Annotated in this window: 17 protein-coding genes; 8 read left to right on the top strand and 9 right to left on the bottom strand. The window is 42.3% G+C overall.

The window, feature by feature from the left end; translation table 11 throughout:
- Positions 1–370: 370 nt before the first annotated feature.
- On the top strand, positions 371–553 hold the full coding sequence (locus F8R90_RS31115; RefSeq protein WP_190898562.1) for a replication restart DNA helicase PriA: 183 nt from the start codon (positions 371–373) through the stop codon (positions 551–553).
- A gap of 77 nt (positions 554–630) precedes the next feature.
- On the opposite strand, the gene F8R90_RS31110 is transcribed toward F8R90_RS31115, so the two are convergent.
- The 5 genes from F8R90_RS31110 to lgt form a co-directional block, all read right to left on the bottom strand.
- A complete protein-coding gene (locus F8R90_RS31110) occupies positions 631–1,101 on the bottom strand; it encodes a hypothetical protein (RefSeq protein ID WP_196513934.1) in 471 nt (156 codons plus the stop codon).
- 392 nt (positions 1,102–1,493) lie between these two features.
- Positions 1,494–2,588, bottom strand: a complete 1,095-nt coding sequence (gene rlmN, locus F8R90_RS31105; protein WP_196513933.1) for a 23S rRNA (adenine(2503)-C(2))-methyltransferase RlmN — start codon at positions 2,586–2,588, stop codon at positions 1,494–1,496.
- Positions 2,589–2,666: 78 nt separating this feature from the next.
- On the bottom strand, positions 2,667–3,020 hold the full coding sequence (locus F8R90_RS31100) for a phenylpyruvate tautomerase MIF-related protein (RefSeq protein ID WP_196513932.1): 354 nt from the start codon (positions 3,018–3,020) through the stop codon (positions 2,667–2,669).
- Positions 3,021–3,182: 162 nt separating this feature from the next.
- The gene (gene cobM, locus F8R90_RS31095) at positions 3,183–4,007 is read right to left on the bottom strand and encodes a precorrin-4 C(11)-methyltransferase (RefSeq protein ID WP_196513931.1); all 825 of its coding nucleotides are present in this window, start codon (positions 4,005–4,007) and stop codon (positions 3,183–3,185) included.
- A 190-nt stretch (positions 4,008–4,197) separates the two neighbouring features.
- Complete coding sequence (gene lgt, locus F8R90_RS31090; RefSeq protein ID WP_196513930.1) at positions 4,198–5,073, bottom strand: prolipoprotein diacylglyceryl transferase; 876 nt, start codon at positions 5,071–5,073, stop codon at positions 4,198–4,200.
- A 295-nt stretch (positions 5,074–5,368) separates the two neighbouring features.
- Here lgt and coaD point away from each other — a divergent pair, with 295 nt between their 5' ends.
- Both coaD and F8R90_RS31080 read left to right on the top strand, forming a co-directional pair.
- Positions 5,369–5,920 carry a pantetheine-phosphate adenylyltransferase gene (gene coaD / locus F8R90_RS31085; protein WP_190898571.1) on the top strand — a complete coding sequence of 184 codons (552 nt, stop codon included), beginning with the start codon at positions 5,369–5,371 and terminating at the stop codon, positions 5,918–5,920.
- The gene (locus F8R90_RS31080) at positions 5,830–6,498 is read left to right on the top strand and encodes a DivIVA domain-containing protein (protein ID WP_196513929.1); all 669 of its coding nucleotides are present in this window, start codon (positions 5,830–5,832) and stop codon (positions 6,496–6,498) included. The genes coaD and F8R90_RS31080 overlap by 91 nt, the downstream gene beginning before the upstream one ends.
- Before the next feature lie 176 nt (positions 6,499–6,674).
- Here F8R90_RS31080 and F8R90_RS31075 read toward each other — a convergent pair whose 3' ends face one another.
- The 3 genes from F8R90_RS31075 to cysS all read right to left on the bottom strand — a co-directional run bounded on the left by F8R90_RS31075 (position 6,675) and on the right by cysS (position 11,015).
- Positions 6,675–8,021 carry a TldD/PmbA family protein gene (locus tag F8R90_RS31075; protein WP_196513928.1) on the bottom strand — a complete coding sequence of 449 codons (1,347 nt, stop codon included), beginning with the start codon at positions 8,019–8,021 and terminating at the stop codon, positions 6,675–6,677.
- 95 nt (positions 8,022–8,116) lie between these two features.
- Positions 8,117–9,556 (bottom strand): TldD/PmbA family protein, encoded by a 1,440-nt coding sequence (locus tag F8R90_RS31070; protein ID WP_196513927.1) that lies wholly within the window; start codon positions 9,554–9,556, stop codon positions 8,117–8,119.
- Between the two features lie 13 nt (positions 9,557–9,569).
- Complete coding sequence (gene cysS, locus F8R90_RS31065) at positions 9,570–11,015, bottom strand: cysteine--tRNA ligase (protein ID WP_196513926.1); 1,446 nt, start codon at positions 11,013–11,015, stop codon at positions 9,570–9,572.
- Between the two features lie 137 nt (positions 11,016–11,152).
- On the opposite strand from cysS, the gene F8R90_RS31060 reads away from it, so the two are divergent.
- Positions 11,153–12,259 carry a CobW family GTP-binding protein gene (locus F8R90_RS31060; RefSeq protein WP_196513925.1) on the top strand — a complete coding sequence of 369 codons (1,107 nt, stop codon included), beginning with the start codon at positions 11,153–11,155 and terminating at the stop codon, positions 12,257–12,259.
- Between the two features lie 46 nt (positions 12,260–12,305).
- Here the strand turns inward: F8R90_RS31060 and F8R90_RS33625 are convergent, their stop codons facing one another.
- Entirely contained in the window at positions 12,306–12,428 is a 123-nt protein-coding gene (locus F8R90_RS33625) for a hypothetical protein (RefSeq protein ID WP_269141819.1), read from the bottom strand.
- A gap of 69 nt (positions 12,429–12,497) precedes the next feature.
- On the opposite strand from F8R90_RS33625, the gene dtd reads away from it, so the two are divergent.
- The 4 genes from dtd (at position 12,498) to F8R90_RS31040 (ending at position 15,955) form a co-directional block, all read left to right on the top strand.
- On the top strand, positions 12,498–12,950 hold the full coding sequence (gene dtd, locus F8R90_RS31055) for a D-aminoacyl-tRNA deacylase (protein ID WP_196513924.1): 453 nt from the start codon (positions 12,498–12,500) through the stop codon (positions 12,948–12,950).
- A gap of 103 nt (positions 12,951–13,053) precedes the next feature.
- Positions 13,054–13,395, top strand: a complete 342-nt coding sequence (psb28, locus tag F8R90_RS31050) for a photosystem II reaction center protein Psb28 (RefSeq protein WP_190898585.1) — start codon at positions 13,054–13,056, stop codon at positions 13,393–13,395.
- A 104-nt stretch (positions 13,396–13,499) separates the two neighbouring features.
- The gene (locus F8R90_RS31045; protein ID WP_196513923.1) at positions 13,500–14,009 is read left to right on the top strand and encodes a MogA/MoaB family molybdenum cofactor biosynthesis protein; all 510 of its coding nucleotides are present in this window, start codon (positions 13,500–13,502) and stop codon (positions 14,007–14,009) included.
- A 191-nt stretch (positions 14,010–14,200) separates the two neighbouring features.
- Positions 14,201–15,955: a diguanylate cyclase gene (locus F8R90_RS31040; RefSeq protein ID WP_196513922.1), complete on the top strand. Its 1,755-nt coding sequence runs from the start codon at positions 14,201–14,203 to the stop codon at positions 15,953–15,955.
- The last annotated feature ends 181 nt before the right edge of the window (positions 15,956–16,136 follow it).

The following is a 16,136-nucleotide window of genomic DNA, read 5'->3' as shown; positions in this document are numbered from 1 at the left end:
TTGTTACTAAATATACAGTAATTTCCTGGTTTTAATTTTTGAATACAAGAACGGCTTTTTTTGTATTCGTCTGAAATGACTATAAATAAGGCTTTCTCAAGGCATTCCTCATAGGGATCAGTAAATAACTAAGCAGTATTTAATTAAAAATTAATTTATGTATCTAAAGTAGGAGGGTAAAATCACTTAAATTAGAGGATAATAGATAGAGATATGAAAAAGTTTTCAAACCTGAAATTTTGTTTAAAATAATCAGCCAATATTAGCGCCGTTTGTTAAGTTAGGTCAAACCAAAATTTTTGCTAGTTTAACTGGCAGTTTTCCCAAATAAAAGACCAAATAAAAGATAGTTACAACCAGGGGTTTTAAAATGCAGACAGTACAAAAAATTTACTGCCCAAATTGCGGCTGCCAAGCAGAACGTTATTATATTTCTGATAGTCAATTAACTCGGACACAATGCCCTAGTTGTGACTACTTGATGATTAGTTGCACTCGCACTGGCAAAGTCATCGAGGCTTATGCACCAGGAATTTATGCACAGCAGCGCTAGTAATTAAAAATTAAAAATTGGAGAAAATATTCTCTAATTTTTAATAATAAAGTTACTTATCATAAACTTTGAACACTTCACAGGTTGTCCTTCTGTTGTCTAAGTTGTTGCTGTCGTCTCTGTTCTTGTAATCTCAATTCTTGCTGTTGTCTAATTTGTTGATCTTGTCTGAGTTGTTGCTGTTGTATTCTTAGTTGTTGCTGTCGTGTAAAATCTTGGCGTTGTCGTGTCAATTCTTCTTGTTGTAGTCTCAGTTGTTGCTGGCGTCTTAGTTCTTGTCGTTGTTGTGTAAATTCTTGCTGTTGTATTCTCAGTTGTTGTTGTAATTGTGGTTGCTGGAGGTATAGCCGTAGCCATGTTTCCTTAAATTGCTCTTGTGTTTGCTGATTTCGCTCTTCTTGTTGTCGCCTCATTCTTTGTTGAAAGGACTCAGTTTGTTGAGGATTTGGCTGAATTATTTGTGCATAGGCAGGAGAATTAATCGATAAAGCTTTGGCAAGCACAATCAATAGTAGCCATGCTTTAACCATTAATAAGCGGTTCAACATGCAGTTATTTCCTCAATTGTTATAGGTTGGGTTTAGCGATCGCTAAACCTTTAAAATGACAACATTATTATTGCCCTATACATAAAGGCAGGGGCTTGAAACAGCTAAATATCAGTGCATTGAAAATAGCTTTCTAAATCAAGCTTATATTCAGTGCATTATCTTGATTTTGCATAAAAATCTCGTTTTTTAGATATGCATCTTAATCAAATTATACATTCAAATTTTTTACATGGTTTGCCGGATTTCCGTAATCCATCTACCTGCGGTAGATAGTTTAAAAAAAGGATTTCAGGCGGTTTTACACCATAGATAAACAGAGATCAGTTCTCAGGAGACATCTGTGTTTATCTGCGGTTCCATGTTTATTCATAAAATTGTCTGCAAGAGGTTTAATTCTTACTTGCTCTCAGTTGTCCACAAGCCGCATCGGCTTCTAAACCACGGGAATAACGGACACTAACAGCAGTATTTTGCTGCTTAAGGACGTTCACAAATGCTTGAATGCGATCGCGGTTGGGGCGTTTGTAATCCACTTCTTGGATAGGATTGTAAGGAATCAAATTCACATGACTTTGAAATCCTCGCATACATTTTGAAAGTTCCAATGCATGTTCTGGTAAATCGTTGACACCAGCAAGGAGAACATATTCAAAGGTAACGCGGCGTCCAGTGATTTCTACATATTCTCGACATTCAGCCAACAAATCTTCTAAAGGATAGGCGCGGGCGCTGGGGATGAGTTTTTCCCGCAGCGCTTGGTTGGGTGCGTGGAGACTAACAGCGAGAGTGATTTGCAAATTGTTTTGCGCGAACTGACGAATGCGATCACGAATACCAACTGTAGAAACTGTAAGCGATCGCTGCCCAATACCGATATCTTGATTCAGGGATTTCAGGGCTGCTAGGACATTCTCAGTATTCAACAACGGTTCACCTAGTCCCATGAATACGACATTACTAACCCGTTGCTGAAAATCTTCTTGCACAGTTAACACCTGATCGACAATTTCATGCCGTGCTAGGTTGCGCTTGTAGCCTCCCTTACCAGTAGCGCAGAAATCACATGCCATTGGGCAACCCACCTGAGTAGAAACGCAAACTGTCAAACGGGCTTTTGGGCCTTCTCCCCTTTCTGCAAAGGTGGGGATACCAACAGTTTCAATAACTTGATCGTCTGCTAATCGCAAAAGATATTTGACTGTGCCATCGGGTGCTTCAGAGCGGTAATGTAAAGTTGAACGCCCAATGGGGATTTCTGCTACTTGTGCACGCCATTGCTTGGAGAAGACAGAAATATCAGCTAGCGATCGCACTCCCTTGTCATAGATCCATTCATGCAGCTGCTTTGCTCTGTAAGTAGGTTGTCCTTGCTGCTCCACCCAAGCACTTAACTCCGTAAGAGAAGCACCGAGAAGAGGGGGAATTAATTCTGATTTTGCTGGGTTGTGTAACTCAACTTGAGATACAAAAGGCGTAGCAGACATAAAAAATCAAGAGTTGATGTAGGATCTCTATCCTACACCTGCGAGATTAACTTAGACTTGACCAAAGAAGACGGGAAATTACCCAAAGGTTGTGCCGTTCCAGCCCCACATTGCACCTTTAGCGTCTGCAAATTCTATATAAATTCGATTTTTCGGCACACCTAGAGTTTGGTTAATCTGCTGGCAAAAGTCCTGACTCATTGCTGCGGTTTGATCTGGCTTCATTGTGCCGATGCTTTTAATTTCAATGTAGCAAACTGGTTCTGTATTCCCTGCAAAAGTCATAGGAATTCCTGGCTCAAAAGCAGTCATTACATAGGATTCTGGTTTTCCCAAATGTTTCGCTAACTTGGCTGATAGGTTTAAAAGCATTGATTCAATTTCAGCTTTTTGAGGAGCCGATGCAGAAGTTTGCACTTTAATTAATGGCATAATACCGAATTGGGATTTGGGATTTTATTCACATTGTTAAGTTTATCGTTAGGTGAGGCAATGGGGAGATGTAGGGAAGCAAGGGAGAAGAGTTTTCCCTCTGCAAGAGCAGCACCCTGCCCCTTTGTATTTTTTCAATGCCCAATGCGCCATGCCCAACATTTAGTTATGAGATGAGCGAAATAGATGACTATGTTCGGGATGGTATAAACGCGATCGCCCTTTTGCTGTTGAGAGGGCTGGACTAATTATATAAAGTGTAGTGCGGATTAGTTTTTCTTTATGAGTGCAGTCTGCCATTTCATTCAGGGGGACAACCTTGATTTTTTCATCGGGCCATCCGATGCGAAAGCAAATTGCAATAGGGGTTTCGGCTGGGTAATGTTCGAGTAGTTTGGCTTGGGCATTTTCAACATGACGCGCACTGAGATATAAGCAGAGGCTAGCCTGATGTGCTGCAAGAGTAGCTAATTCTTCGGTAGCGGGGACTTCTGTACGTCCACTGATGCGGGTCAAAATGATGGTTTGGACTAAACCGGGGACAGTCAGTTCTACTTTGAGTTTGGCAGCAGCGGCTTGAAAAGCGCTGATACCTGGGATGACTTCAAAAGGAATATTTGCCTCTGCGAGGAGGTGCATTTGCTCGTGGATGGCGCTGTAGAGACTAGGATCGCCAGAATGGAGACGGACTAGAGATTTGTGCTGCGATCGCACCCTATCGATCATGATTGACAAAATCTCTTCTAAAGTCTGATTAGCAGTCCTAATTATTTCCGCATCTTTTCGGCAAAGTTCTAAAATCTGTTCAGGTACTAAAGAATCAGCAAATAAAATCACATCAGCAACAGCCAGTAGCTTCTGCGCCTTCACCGTTAATAAATCAGGATCTCCAGGACCTGCTCCGACAATATACACAGACGGTTCTATGGCATATAGTGTTTTATCATAACTCAGGTTTTCTGTATATTCACTTTTAGAAGAACACACGGCAATCCCTCAAAAAACTTTTTTGATATTTTCTCAGTATCTTTCCGGATTCACCCTCTTTCCCTAGTAGAGAGTAATGGTAGATGCACCCTGGTTAAGCCCTAGAGAATACTCTGGGGCATTTTTTATTTTTTGAATATTGAGCATTGGGCATTAGTTATTCTTTACTTCCCCTGCTCCCCCTACTTCCTCATCCCCTCATCTCCCCATCTCCCTTAGGAGTAGGAACTACATCGGGTAAAGGGCGTTTGAGTAAGTAAAGCCAAGCTAATCCAGCTAATCCAAATAAAATTCCTAGACTACTGACTACTTGTGCCATCCGTAACGGTCCCAGCATCAAGCTATCAGTGCGAAAACCTTCGATCCACAAGCGTCCTAAGCTGTAGGCTGGCCAGTAAACTAGAAACAGCGTGCCTACCTTCAAACGTGGCTTACCGGATAAAGACCGGAAAAACAACGTTATGAGCAGTGCAAACACCGCTAAATCCCATAGAGATTCGTACAGGAAGGTGGGATGAAAGTAATCAAAACTCGCATATTCTAGAGGACGATGGTCTGGTGGAATATACAGTTTCCAAGGTAAATTAGTAGGATCGCCAAAAGCTTCAGAATTAAAGAAATTGCCCCAACGCCCGATCGCCTGCCCTAAAATCAGCGAAGGCGCTACTAAATCTGCTAGTTGCCAGAAAGAAACCTGCTTAATTTTGGCAAAGATTAACGCAGCCAAAACGCCACCAAGAATTGCTCCATGAATGGCAATACCTCCTTCCCAGATAGCAAAGATTTTTCCTGGAGTTGGGGCATATTTTGGCCACTCAAAGAAAACGTAATATAGCCGTGCGCCAGGAATTGCTCCAATCAACAACCAAAAGAACAAATCGCCTAGCAACTCAGGATTAACATTACGACGCTTTGCCAAATGCTGGGAAAGGATTACGCCAATTAACACTGCTGTGGCAATCAATAAGCCATACCAGCGGATAGTTAATGGCCCTATTTTCACCAGAATCGGTCCTGGAGAAGTAAATTGAAACGCCAAAGGCAAGGTGGAAAAATCCAGTGCCATGAAAAATTACCTAGAAAAGTTCGTTAACTACCCGCGCACTTTGCTAAGTACGGAGTTTCTTTGGTCTTGAATACTGGAACTGCACTTCAATTCTCCACAAAATTGTGGGGACATAGGTAAAAAACCAGTATCCATATTTAGGAGTCTAGTTCCTAACGCCTAGTTGAGCATAACTTGTACCACCAAAACAATTGAGTTTAGCATCCTTACTCAGAGCGCAAGATGGTAGATTTGAGTAAGTTACACAAAAGAGTTTCGATATAATCACCTAAACAACTTTGATATATCTAAAATTGTGATTGCTATTTATCCTGGTAGCTTCGACCCCATCACCTTGGGACACCTTGACCTCATTCAGCGCGGTAGTCGGCTGTTTGAGCGGGTAATTGTCGCTGTACTGCGGAACCCCAACAAAATGCCACTTTTTAGCGTGCAGCAACGGCTAGATCAGATCAGTCTTTCTACACAACATCTACCTAATGTAGATGTAGACAGCTTTGATGGTCTTACCGTTAACTATGCCCAAATGCGACAAGCACAAGTTTTGCTGCGGGGTTTACGGGCTGTGTCAGATTTTGAAGTGGAACTGCAAATGGCTCACACCAATAAAACTCTTTCTACCCAAATAGAAACAGTTTTTCTTGCAACCTCAAATGAGTATAGTTTTTTAAGTAGTAGTGTGGTAAAAGAGATTGCAAGGTTTGGTGGCTCTATCGATCATCTCGTTCCCCCACACATTGCCCTAGATATATACCAATGCTACAATCACAAATCTCCAATGTTGAACCCAATCTCAACGGAAGCAATCCCCCCCCTCAAGAGTATCTCAGTGGAGAGGGAAGCATAGATATTCAGCAGGAACTCAACCGTCTAGAGGAAATGGTTCTCTCTAGTCTCAGGATTCCGCTGACGGGACGCACTCTCATAGATGAAGAAAAGCTACTGGATCAGCTTGATTACATCCGGCTTGCCTTACCATCACTTTTTCAAGAAGCAGCAGCTATCCTCGACCAAAAGGACGAAATTCTCCTGGAAGCGGAAGAGTATGGACAGCAGGTTGTTGAGGCCGCGCAAGCAAAAAGAGCGCAAATTTTAGCTGAAAGCGATATTATTCACCAAGCAGAACAAGAAGCTGAACAACTGCGGCGACAAGTGCAACAAGAGTGTGAAGCAATAATGCAAGAAACCCTCGCCGAGATGGACCGTAAGCGGTATGCTTGTCAGCAAGAGTTAGACCAAATGCGACAAACTGCGATCGCTCACGCTCAAGAAATTGAAGATGGGGCTGATGCATACGCCGATGGCATCCTGGGAAATATTGAGCAGGATCTTAAGGATATGTTGCGAATTATCACCAACGGACGACAACAATTGCAAATTGATAACCTCACACAACGCAATTCACCTCCTGGCAAAAAAAGATAGGAGTTTTAACGAGAGATGGGGAAAAATTATAGGTTGGGTTTCGCTATTGCTTAACCCAGCAATTTTTATCAAAGAAGACTTTTGCGTTTCTATACTCGAAGCTAAATCTACCTCTGAATAGGTTTAAAATTTTAGCTTACGCCAACACCTACCCATTGACGCAATTTAATATCTAATTACAGGGTATAAGTAAAATCTTCTACCAGCATACCTGGAACTAAACTACCTCCAAGTTGACGACTATCATATGTACCTACTTCGGGAATGAATTCTTGAAAATCTGTCAAAGCTACTAAGTTTTCTCCCCAGAAGCGATAGAGACTTTCATCAAAACGTAAGTTTTCAATGGGAGCAATAATTTCTCCGTTTTCTACCCAAAAACAAGCATAACGGGTCATACCTGTGATTCTACCAGTTTGGCGATCGCTCCAATTCAAGTAATGTAAATTCGATACATATAATCCTGTATCTAAACTCGGAAGAATCTGCTCAAATACTAAATTTCCAGTACTCACTTCTGGCGCTCGTAAAGTCTCTGAACTATTAGCACCGTTGGCAATTTTTTGATATTCCTTAGCAGTCCGAGAATTCACCAAAGTATTTACCAAATGTCCTTTTTCTATTACAGGTAACTCCGGTGCTGCTATTTCTCCTAATTCATTAAATCGCGGCACTAATCCCCGATGAAAGTTTTCTTTCAAACTAAATCTTGGAGACAGTTGTTTTTCTTGACGCGATAAAGCAGCTAAAGCACTATTTCCTTGTTGGATATCAGCTTCGCTGACTGCTCCCCAAGAAAGCATTAATAATAAATCTGCAACAGCAGCAGGTGCAAAATAAGTTTTGTATTGTCCCCGCGGCAATTCTTTCGCTGGGCGAGAAAGCAATTCGAGTTGCTTTTTGCCTTCGCCGATTTTGGCTATATAAGCAGATTCATCCCAATCACTTCCTGCAAATGTGCCCTTAACTGCTTGTCCAGAGGTAGAAAATAAAGAATAATCTAAGGTAAAAGAATCAGTAGCAAACCAGTGTTTTTGTCCGTTGGAATCACCATAAGCTTTAACTACTACTCCCCCTGCATAGATCCCTGTAAAATCCAATTCAGCAACTAATTCTAGCAGAGTTGGTACTACTGCTTCCGCCGCTAATAAATTCCCAGAATGTACTTCTCGACTGGAATTATTTCCTGATGGCAAAACTAGATATGGATCGATGGGTAATAGAATAAGTTCGTCACGTAGTTCTTGCAAAGCGGCATATGCTAACTGCCAATCTACGTCCCAATTTCCAGTAAAGGGAAACTGCCGAACACTGCTACGCTGATCTGCCATCAAAGTCAGTTCGATCCAACCATCAGCAACACAACCAGTTTGGCGCACTTTTGCATGATTAAAACGAATAAATTGACTTCTTTCACTGCTGAGTTTTACAGTGAATTGTTCACTTTCGCCTTTTTTAATCAGCAGAGTTTCAATCAGTTGATTAAAGCTGACTTCTAACGCAGATAATTCCTCAATTTTCATGGATATTAAATATTAATAGGGAAATAAAGAGAGGGGATGAGAGTTAGGAGCGAAGCCGGACATTCTCCGCTCCTAACTTTGCAATTAGCACTTTTTCAAGTTCCTCCACCAAAAACTTCGACATTAGCAAATACACAAACAGGTGAACCATGTCCTACCCAAATAGCCTGATTTGGTTCTCCTTTACCACAATAAGGAGTACCATACATTTGCCAGTTGTCAGCATTTCCTACTTGGATTAAGCTGTGCCAAAACTCTGGTGTTGTGGCGCGATAGTTAGGATTGCGGAGGGTTTTGGTGAGTTTACCATTTTCAATTAATTTAGCGTACTCGCAACCAAATTGAAATTTGTAGCGGCGATCGTCAATTGACCAAGAACGGTTAGATTCCATGTAAACGCCGTGTTCTATCCCGCCAATAATGTCTTCAAAGCTGGCGTTTAGAGGTTCTAAATTCAAGTTACCCATGCGATCGATCGCAGGTCGATTCCATGAAGAAGCACGGGCACAGGCAACTCCTGGTACACCTGCTCTTGCTTGACTCTCCAGACTGCCTACACCTCGCTGGAGTACACCTTCTTTAACCAAATACTCCCGCGTTGCTACAGCACCGGTATCATCAAAGCCATAGCTAGCAAATTCACCAGGCACGGTGGGATCAAAAGTAATGTTCATCAGCGGCGAACCATATACTAGGTTGCCAAAATCACTTTTATTAACGAAGCTACCCCCAGCATAATTACGCTCATCTCCCAAAATTCGGTCAATTTCTAGAGGATGCCCGACACTTTCATGGATTTGCAGCATCATTTGATCTGGGGCTAAAACTAAATTGGTACGGGTGCTAGGACATTCCTCTGCTGTCAAGAGTTCTACTGCTTGTTCGCCAATTTGCCGCACCCGATGCCATAAGTTTTCTTGTTTTAAAAGTTCTAATCCACCTTGATAACAGTTTGCCTGAGAACCATTGTTACTGCGTTGCTGTACAACCACCCCATCTTGGGCGGTGGCTCCATAATGAGTGCCTATAGATAGAGTTTTTTGATAGACTTCTGAGCCGTTGCTGCTAATAAACCAAGACTCCCTCTCAATGGTGCTAGCACTGGCTATAGTTTGCACAATCTTGTCGTCAACTTTCAGCGTTTGGCAAATCCGAACCAGTAAATCGTTGATTTCTCCAGGACTCAAAGCATCTAATGGCTCAAGGAATGGAGATTTATATTCACCAACCACTTTCGGGCGCTCACTTTCACGGAAGGGATGTATCCACCATTCAGTGGCCGCTAGTGCCTGTTTATAAGCTGTTTGGGCAGCAGCTTGTAGGGAAGACAGTTCCAGCGAGTTAGTTGCTGCATAACCCAGACAACCATTTACCAAAACTTCCAGCATGGCTCCTATAGTGAAGGATTTGCCATTTACCTGGGGTAAGCCGTCACGGACTGAACGAGTTGTAGAAGTCTCCTTTACGGCTCTGATACCGATCCAATCAGCAGGAATATCGAAACTAGCGATCGCTTTTTTTAGAGTAATCCACATAAGAATTTAAAATTTAATTTCGGTGCCAGCGTGTACCATCACGGCTATCAATTAGCGTAATACCTTCTGCTTGGAGTTCGTCACGAATGCGATCGCTTTCGGCAAAATTTTTGCCTTTACGTGCTTCTTGCCTTTGCTGAATTTTCGCTTCAATTTCCGCATCGCTTAAACCACTACTCTTGTCAGTTTCAGCTTCTATCTCGGCTTCTAAACCCAAAACTCCAGCCAATGTGACAAGAGTTTGCCATTGATGCTGTAACTCATCAGGGGAAGTTTCGGTTTTCCCTTCATGCACAATAATATTTCCCTCACGGCGCAGCTCTTTGGCTAATTCAAACAGAACTGTTAACCCACCAGGAAAATTAAAGTCGTTATTCACAGTTTCTTGAAAGCGTTCAACAGTTTCAGCGAGTAGTGGAGCAGTTCCCACTCCCCAGCCTAGTTGTTTGCCGTATTGGTAGCCGAAGAGTAAACCTTCTTTAATGGTGTGCCAACCGTTGGTTGCTGCGGCGATCGCTTCGTCTGTAAAATCTATGGGTGTGCGATATTGAGCGGTCAGCACGAACAACCGCACTGCCATCGGGTCAACTCCTCGATCCAGTAATTCTCGAATAGTGATAAAGTTGCCCAAAGATTTGGACATTTTTTCACCATCTACTTTCACCATGCCGTTATGCAACCAGTAACGCGCCAGGGGTTTTCCTGTGACAGCCTCAGATTGGGCAATTTCGTTTTCGTGATGAGGAAAAATTAAGTCAGCACCACCAGCATGAATATCTATGGTATCGCCCAAGCGATCGCGCACCATTGCCGAGCATTCAATGTGCCACCCTGGACGACCTGCGCCCCACGGTGACTCCCAAGCAGGTTCTCCTGGTTTTGCTGCTTTCCACAAGGCAAAATCAAAGGGATCTTTCTTTTTCTGATATTCTGGATCTTCTACGTTGACGCGATCGCTTTTCCCGGCTTGCATATCTTCTAACTTGCGTCCAGAAAGCTTGCCATACTCAGCAAACTGCCGTACTGCATAATACACATCGCCGTCAGCAGGGTAAGCAAAACCCTTATTTTCCAATTCATGAATTAACCGCTGAATGCCATTCATCGTATGGGTAGCGCGGGGATATTCATCAGCTTCTTTGATTCCCAGCCGCGCCATATCCTCAAAATATGCTTTGATAAAGCGATCGGCTACAGCTTCCATTGATGAATGTTCAACACAGGCTCGATTGAGAATCTTGTCATCAATATCGGTAAAATTTTGGATATATCGCACTTCATAGCCGATAAACTGGAGGTATCGGCGGATTACGTCCCAAACAATGCAAGCTCTCGCATGACCCAAATGGCAGTAGTCGTACACCGTCACGCCGCAGTAATACATCTTAACCTTGCCTGGTTCGACTGTTTCAAACGGTTCTTGACGACGGGTGAGGGTATTGTAAAGGGTTAGGGTCATAACAGAGTAATGCTGAAATAAGGAGATACGTAATAATAGGGTAAAGCAGCTGGGATGACAGTCCAGCATCCCTATGCTAGTGTTTTCTGGACTATCTGCGCTACATTACTATTTTTTGACTATTTGATAACAGCGCTATGCAATCAGCAGTTACACCCGAATCTTCGGCAATGGATACGCCCAAACAAGGAATGCCAGTAACAATTATTACGGGTTTCCTAGGTAGTGGCAAGACGACTTTACTCAATCATATCCTCAACAACCAACAGGGTTTAAAAACCGCTGTTCTAGTGAATGAATTTGGCGAAATTGGCATCGATAACGAGCTAATTGTTTCCACTGGTGAGAACATGGTGGAGCTAAATAATGGTTGTATCTGCTGCACTATTAATAATGATTTGGTAGATGCAGTTTACAAAGTTTTAGAACGCCAAGAAAATCTAGATTATCTAGTAGTAGAAACAACTGGATTGGCAGATCCGCTACCAGTAGCTTTAACATTTCTGGGTACAGAATTGCGAGATTTAACTCGTTTAGATTCGATTATTACCGTAGTAGATGCGGCAAATTACAGCCTAGATTTATTTAACTCTCAGGCAGCATACAGCCAGATTGCCTATGGTGATGTAATTGTGCTGAACAAGACTGATTTGGTTGATGAAGCCACTTTGAATGAGTTAGAAACAAAAATTAACGAAGTTAAGGAAGGAGCGAGAATTCTCCGCACCACGCGATCGCAAGTGCCACTTCCGTTAATTCTCAGTGTTGGTCTGTTTGAGTCTGATAAATATTTTGACACAGTGGTGGATGAACACGACCATCACGATCATGAACATCACGATCATGATGATCACGATCACTCCACATGCGGTCACGATCATCATGACCATGACCACCATCACCACCATCATTCTGACCATTTAGAAAATGATGGTTTTACTTCCATCTCTTTCCAAAGTGATAAGCCTTTTTCTATTAGGAAGTTTCAGTATTTCTTAGATAACCAGCTACCCTCAAATATCTTCCGAGCGAAGGGGATTATGTGGTTTGATGAAAGTCCGAAGCGTCATATTTTCCACCTTTGCGGTAAACGCTTCACCTTGGATGATGATGAATGGCAAGGTCAATTGAAAAATCAGCTAGTGCTGATTGGTCAAAATTTGGATCGCGAAGCTTTAATTACTCAACTCGAAAACTGCATTTGTCTACCTTCAACCTCTCGCGGTAAAGGATTTGGCAAATAAAAGTTAGGAGAGACGCGATTAATCACGTCTGTACAAAAGTTAGGAGTTAGGAGTTTAATATTCGTACTCGTTCCCAGGTTCCACCTGGGAATGCATTCCCAATGGCTCCGCCATCGATTTTGAGCAATGAAAATGAGAGAATACCGTAAGCGTAGCCCGTTGTAGACATCGCTTCCTCACTCCCCTGCGTTTACGCGCGAGTGTTTCGCCAATAATTACGAATTACGAATTAGTTAAAATGCGCGTTGTTATCCAGCGAGTCAAATCATCTCAAGTTACAGTTAATGGTGAAATTATCAGCAAAATTGGGCGGGGGCTAAATTTGCTCGTAGGTATAGCCAATACCGATACTGATGCTGAAATCGACTGGATGGTGCGTAAGTGCTTAGAATTACGGCTGTTTCCTGACCAACAAGGAGACGATCGCTGGCAAAAATCTGTACACGAAATTGGCGGTGATTTGTTGGTAGTCAGTCAGTTTACCCTTTATGGTGATTGTCGCAAAGGTCGCCGTCCTTCTTTTGACCGTTCAGCCGCTCCCCAATCAGCAGAAGATTTGTATAATCGTTTTGTTGCCAAGCTAAAAGCTAGCAGTTTGCAGGTGGAAACAGGTCAATTTGGTGCAATGATGCAAGTTACAATTGAAAATGATGGCCCCGTAACTTTGTTACTTGAAAAAGAAGCAATTTAAGTATATACACTAGAAAATGAATAACAGTAGCCTCTAGACCGTGGTGTTCTAATTGATGAGAGAATATTAAATTAACCATCACAAAAGTTTAAATTCATTCATCATGGCGAAAATCCAGTTTTCTAAAGGTCTTGACGAAGAAGTAACTCCAGAGGTGCGCTTGACGCGATCGCGCACTGGCGACAGTGGTACAGCGACATTTATTTTTACGAATCCTAAGATTTTAGATCAAGGTAGCACCGAAGATATTACGGGGATGTACCTGATTGACGAAGAAGGGGAGATAATTACCCGTGAAGTTAAAGCTAAATTTATCAACGGTAAACCGGAAGCATTAGAAGCACTTTACGTGATGAAATCTGCCCAAGAATGGGAGCGCTTTATGCGCTTCATGGAGCGGTATGCTGAAGAAAACGATCTGGGACTGAGCAAAAATGAGGCATAGGGCATAAGGCATAGAGCATTGGGCCATCGGTAATTATTGTCATGCCCAATGCGCCATTCGCCATCTCCAATTATCCACGATCAAAAGTTCATGACTGACCTACAATGCCACAACCCCACCCAGACTCGTCTAGAATTAAGGTAACTTGTGCTGTGGTTACTGTCAGCGATACACGCACTTTGGAAACAGACAAAAGTGGCCAGCTAATTCAGCAGTTACTCCTTGGTGCAAATCATGCTATAGGAGCCTACACGATTATCAAAGATGAACCAACACAAATTCAAGGGCAGATAGAAAATCTGGGTAAAAGCTCAAATTTGGATGCTGTAATTTTCAGTGGTGGTACAGGTATTGCACCAAGAGATACCACCTACGATGCTATTGAGAAGTTATTAGAGAAAACCTTACCGGGATTTGGTGAGTTATTTCGTTTTTTAAGTTATCAAGAAATTGGTTCGCGGGCGATCGCTTCTCGCGCTGTTGCTGGTGTTTATCAAAATAAATTAATCTTCTCGCTTCCTGGTTCCAGTAATGCTGTGCGCCTGGCAATGGAAAAACTGATTTTGCCCGAACTCACTCACTTGGTAAGTCAGGTTTGTAAGGAAGTGAAATAAGCAGCCTTTCAAAAAGTTACCATGATAACTTTTGTGAACTAGCTACACTGACCTGACAGTTCAGTGTAAGCCTTCTTGCTGAATCAGGTAAAACTAAGGCATGAGGCAGTGAAATCATCCTTTCTATGCTTACATTTTCAGGCTACCCAGAATTATAGTGAATCGGACGAAATATTAATATCAGGTCAACAATGGAGCCTATTTACTGGAATTGCATAATTGCTCACAGCATTACTGCATTTTCATACTTTGGCATCCCTACAGTAATAGGGGTTTTCTTTGCTAAAACTAAGGCAACTATCCCTTCTAAGTTTTGGCTAGCCTTTTTCTTATCAGGTGGATTCGTACTATTTTGCGGATTTCATCACCTTCTGGCGATCTTTGAACCACATTCGGTAGTGTCGCTGTTGCACTTAGGTGTACTTGATGTAATGGCGTTTGTTTCCTTGTCTGCTTTACTCTACATGATGCCAACCGCTTATCAAATTGTAGAGGCGATCGCGAAATCTCAAGAAGATACCCGCGAACTTCAACGCAGCCAGCAGATGCAACGGCTATTCCTAGATCAGGGGCCATTTCTAGCCTATATCAAAGATGAGCAATCCAGAATGCTCTACTACAACCAGGAAATACAGTCTAGATTTTCGGTAAATCCCCAAGAATGGGTGGGAAAAACAGATAGTGAAGTTTTGACAGATCCAGAAGAGGCGCGACGGGTAATGGAAAACGATCAAGTCGTTTTGAGGACTGTACGCCCCTTAAGGCTGATTGAAGAGGTAAAGATGCCTGGTCATGATCAGCCGTGCTACTGGCTATCGTTTAAGTTTCCGTTTAACGATTACGCAACGGGCGCTTACCGTATTGGTGGGATCAGTATCGACATTACAGAATCTATAGAAGCACAGCGATCGCTAACTGATTTAAATCGGCAGTTAGAAGAAAAAGCACTGGAATTAGAGGCAAAAAAACGAGAACTTATCTATCTCTCAGATATGGCGGATATGCTTTATTCCTGCGAGTCTGAAGATGAGATGTATCAAGTGGTCGCTTTAACGTGTTCTAAGCTATTTCCTAAGATGAGTGGTTCTATCTATATAATTGCTAATTCCAAGAATTATGTTCAGATGAATAGTTTTTGGGGAGGTCAAAGAAGCAGTAAAGAAATATTTTCATTATCCGATTGTTGGGCATTGCGGAGAGGAAAATTAAACCTTTTATCGCCCCATAATAATTCAGGACTAATGTGCAGTCACTTAATACAGCCTCTTAGCGGCACACATTTGTGTGTTCCATTGTTTGGACAAGGCGAAGTAGTTGGAATCTTACACATCGATACGCTTGAAGAAATCAGTCCAGAAGCTCAACAAATTACTGAGATTATTGCTAGAACATTAGGTATTGCACTGAATAATCTATCGATCAAACAACGTCTAACCCATGATAGCTTGCGGGATGGGATGACCCAACTATTCAATCAAAGCTATATGCAAAGCATAACGGAACAGAGGCTAGCCGAAGCTGAAAGGTTGGGACAACCTCTTAGTGTTATTTTCCTTGATATTGATAACTTCAAATCCTACAACTCGCGCTATGGGCACGTAACTGCCAACATTGTTCTCCAAGGATTAGCAAAGCTGCTGTTAAAATCTATTCGCTCTTTTGATATTCCTTGCAGATGGGGTGGTGAAGAATTTGTGATTGTGATGCCTAATATGACGCTGGAAACCCTCAGAAAGCGAGTAGAACAACTCAGGATAGATATTGAACAAATGCAATTGAAGGACGGCGATCGTATTCTCGAAAGCATTACTGCTTCTTTTGGAATAGCTGTATCAGAACCAGGGATTACGGTTAAGGATTTTCTAGATCGGGCAAATCAAGCGATGCTTGAGGCAAAGCGAACAGGGAAGAATCGGGTTATGGAGTATGTAAACAACTATTATTAATTGATAATTCAAAAAACCTCAAGTGGTAAATAAGCAGCCCTTCATATCGTGTCCGGTTAAAGACTTATCATTTAGACCGCAGGGGGCAGGGGGCAGGGGGAAAGAGGCTTTTGCGCTTTTTGCACAGATGCGGGAATTATAACTAATTAGGCGGACATGATATCAGTCGGTATCAAGTGTC

The organism is Nostoc sp. NZL (genome assembly GCF_015714705.1).
Taxonomy (GTDB): domain Bacteria; phylum Cyanobacteriota; class Cyanobacteriia; order Cyanobacteriales; family Nostocaceae; genus Nostoc; species Nostoc foliaceum_A.
This window is presented reverse-complemented; position numbering and strand designations above follow the sequence as displayed.

Bases quoted from the DNA above. Each gene is read 5' to 3' on its own strand.
- F8R90_RS31115 (WP_190898562.1), top strand. From the start codon at position 371: ATGCAGACAGTACAAAAAATTTACTGCCCAAATTGCGGCTGCCAAGCA.
- F8R90_RS31110 (WP_196513934.1), bottom strand. From the start codon at position 1,101: ATGTTGAACCGCTTATTAATGGTTAAAGCATGGCTACTATTGATTGTG.
- rlmN (WP_196513933.1), bottom strand. From the start codon at position 2,588: ATGTCTGCTACGCCTTTTGTATCTCAAGTTGAGTTACACAACCCAGCA.
- F8R90_RS31100 (WP_196513932.1), bottom strand. From the start codon at position 3,020: ATGCCATTAATTAAAGTGCAAACTTCTGCATCGGCTCCTCAAAAAGCT.
- lgt (WP_196513930.1), bottom strand. From the start codon at position 5,073: ATGGCACTGGATTTTTCCACCTTGCCTTTGGCGTTTCAATTTACTTCT.
- F8R90_RS31080 (WP_196513929.1), top strand. From the start codon at position 5,830: ATGCTACAATCACAAATCTCCAATGTTGAACCCAATCTCAACGGAAGC.
- F8R90_RS31075 (WP_196513928.1), bottom strand. From the start codon at position 8,021: ATGAAAATTGAGGAATTATCTGCGTTAGAAGTCAGCTTTAATCAACTG.
- F8R90_RS31070 (WP_196513927.1), bottom strand. From the start codon at position 9,556: ATGTGGATTACTCTAAAAAAAGCGATCGCTAGTTTCGATATTCCTGCT.
- cysS (WP_196513926.1), bottom strand. From the start codon at position 11,015: ATGACCCTAACCCTTTACAATACCCTCACCCGTCGTCAAGAACCGTTT.
- F8R90_RS31060 (WP_196513925.1), top strand. From the start codon at position 11,153: ATGCAATCAGCAGTTACACCCGAATCTTCGGCAATGGATACGCCCAAA.
- F8R90_RS33625 (WP_269141819.1), bottom strand. From the start codon at position 12,428: ATGTCTACAACGGGCTACGCTTACGGTATTCTCTCATTTTCATTGCTC.
- dtd (WP_196513924.1), top strand. From the start codon at position 12,498: ATGCGCGTTGTTATCCAGCGAGTCAAATCATCTCAAGTTACAGTTAAT.
- psb28 (WP_190898585.1), top strand. From the start codon at position 13,054: ATGGCGAAAATCCAGTTTTCTAAAGGTCTTGACGAAGAAGTAACTCCA.
- F8R90_RS31045 (WP_196513923.1), top strand. From the start codon at position 13,500: ATGCCACAACCCCACCCAGACTCGTCTAGAATTAAGGTAACTTGTGCT.
- F8R90_RS31040 (WP_196513922.1), top strand. From the start codon at position 14,201: ATGGAGCCTATTTACTGGAATTGCATAATTGCTCACAGCATTACTGCA.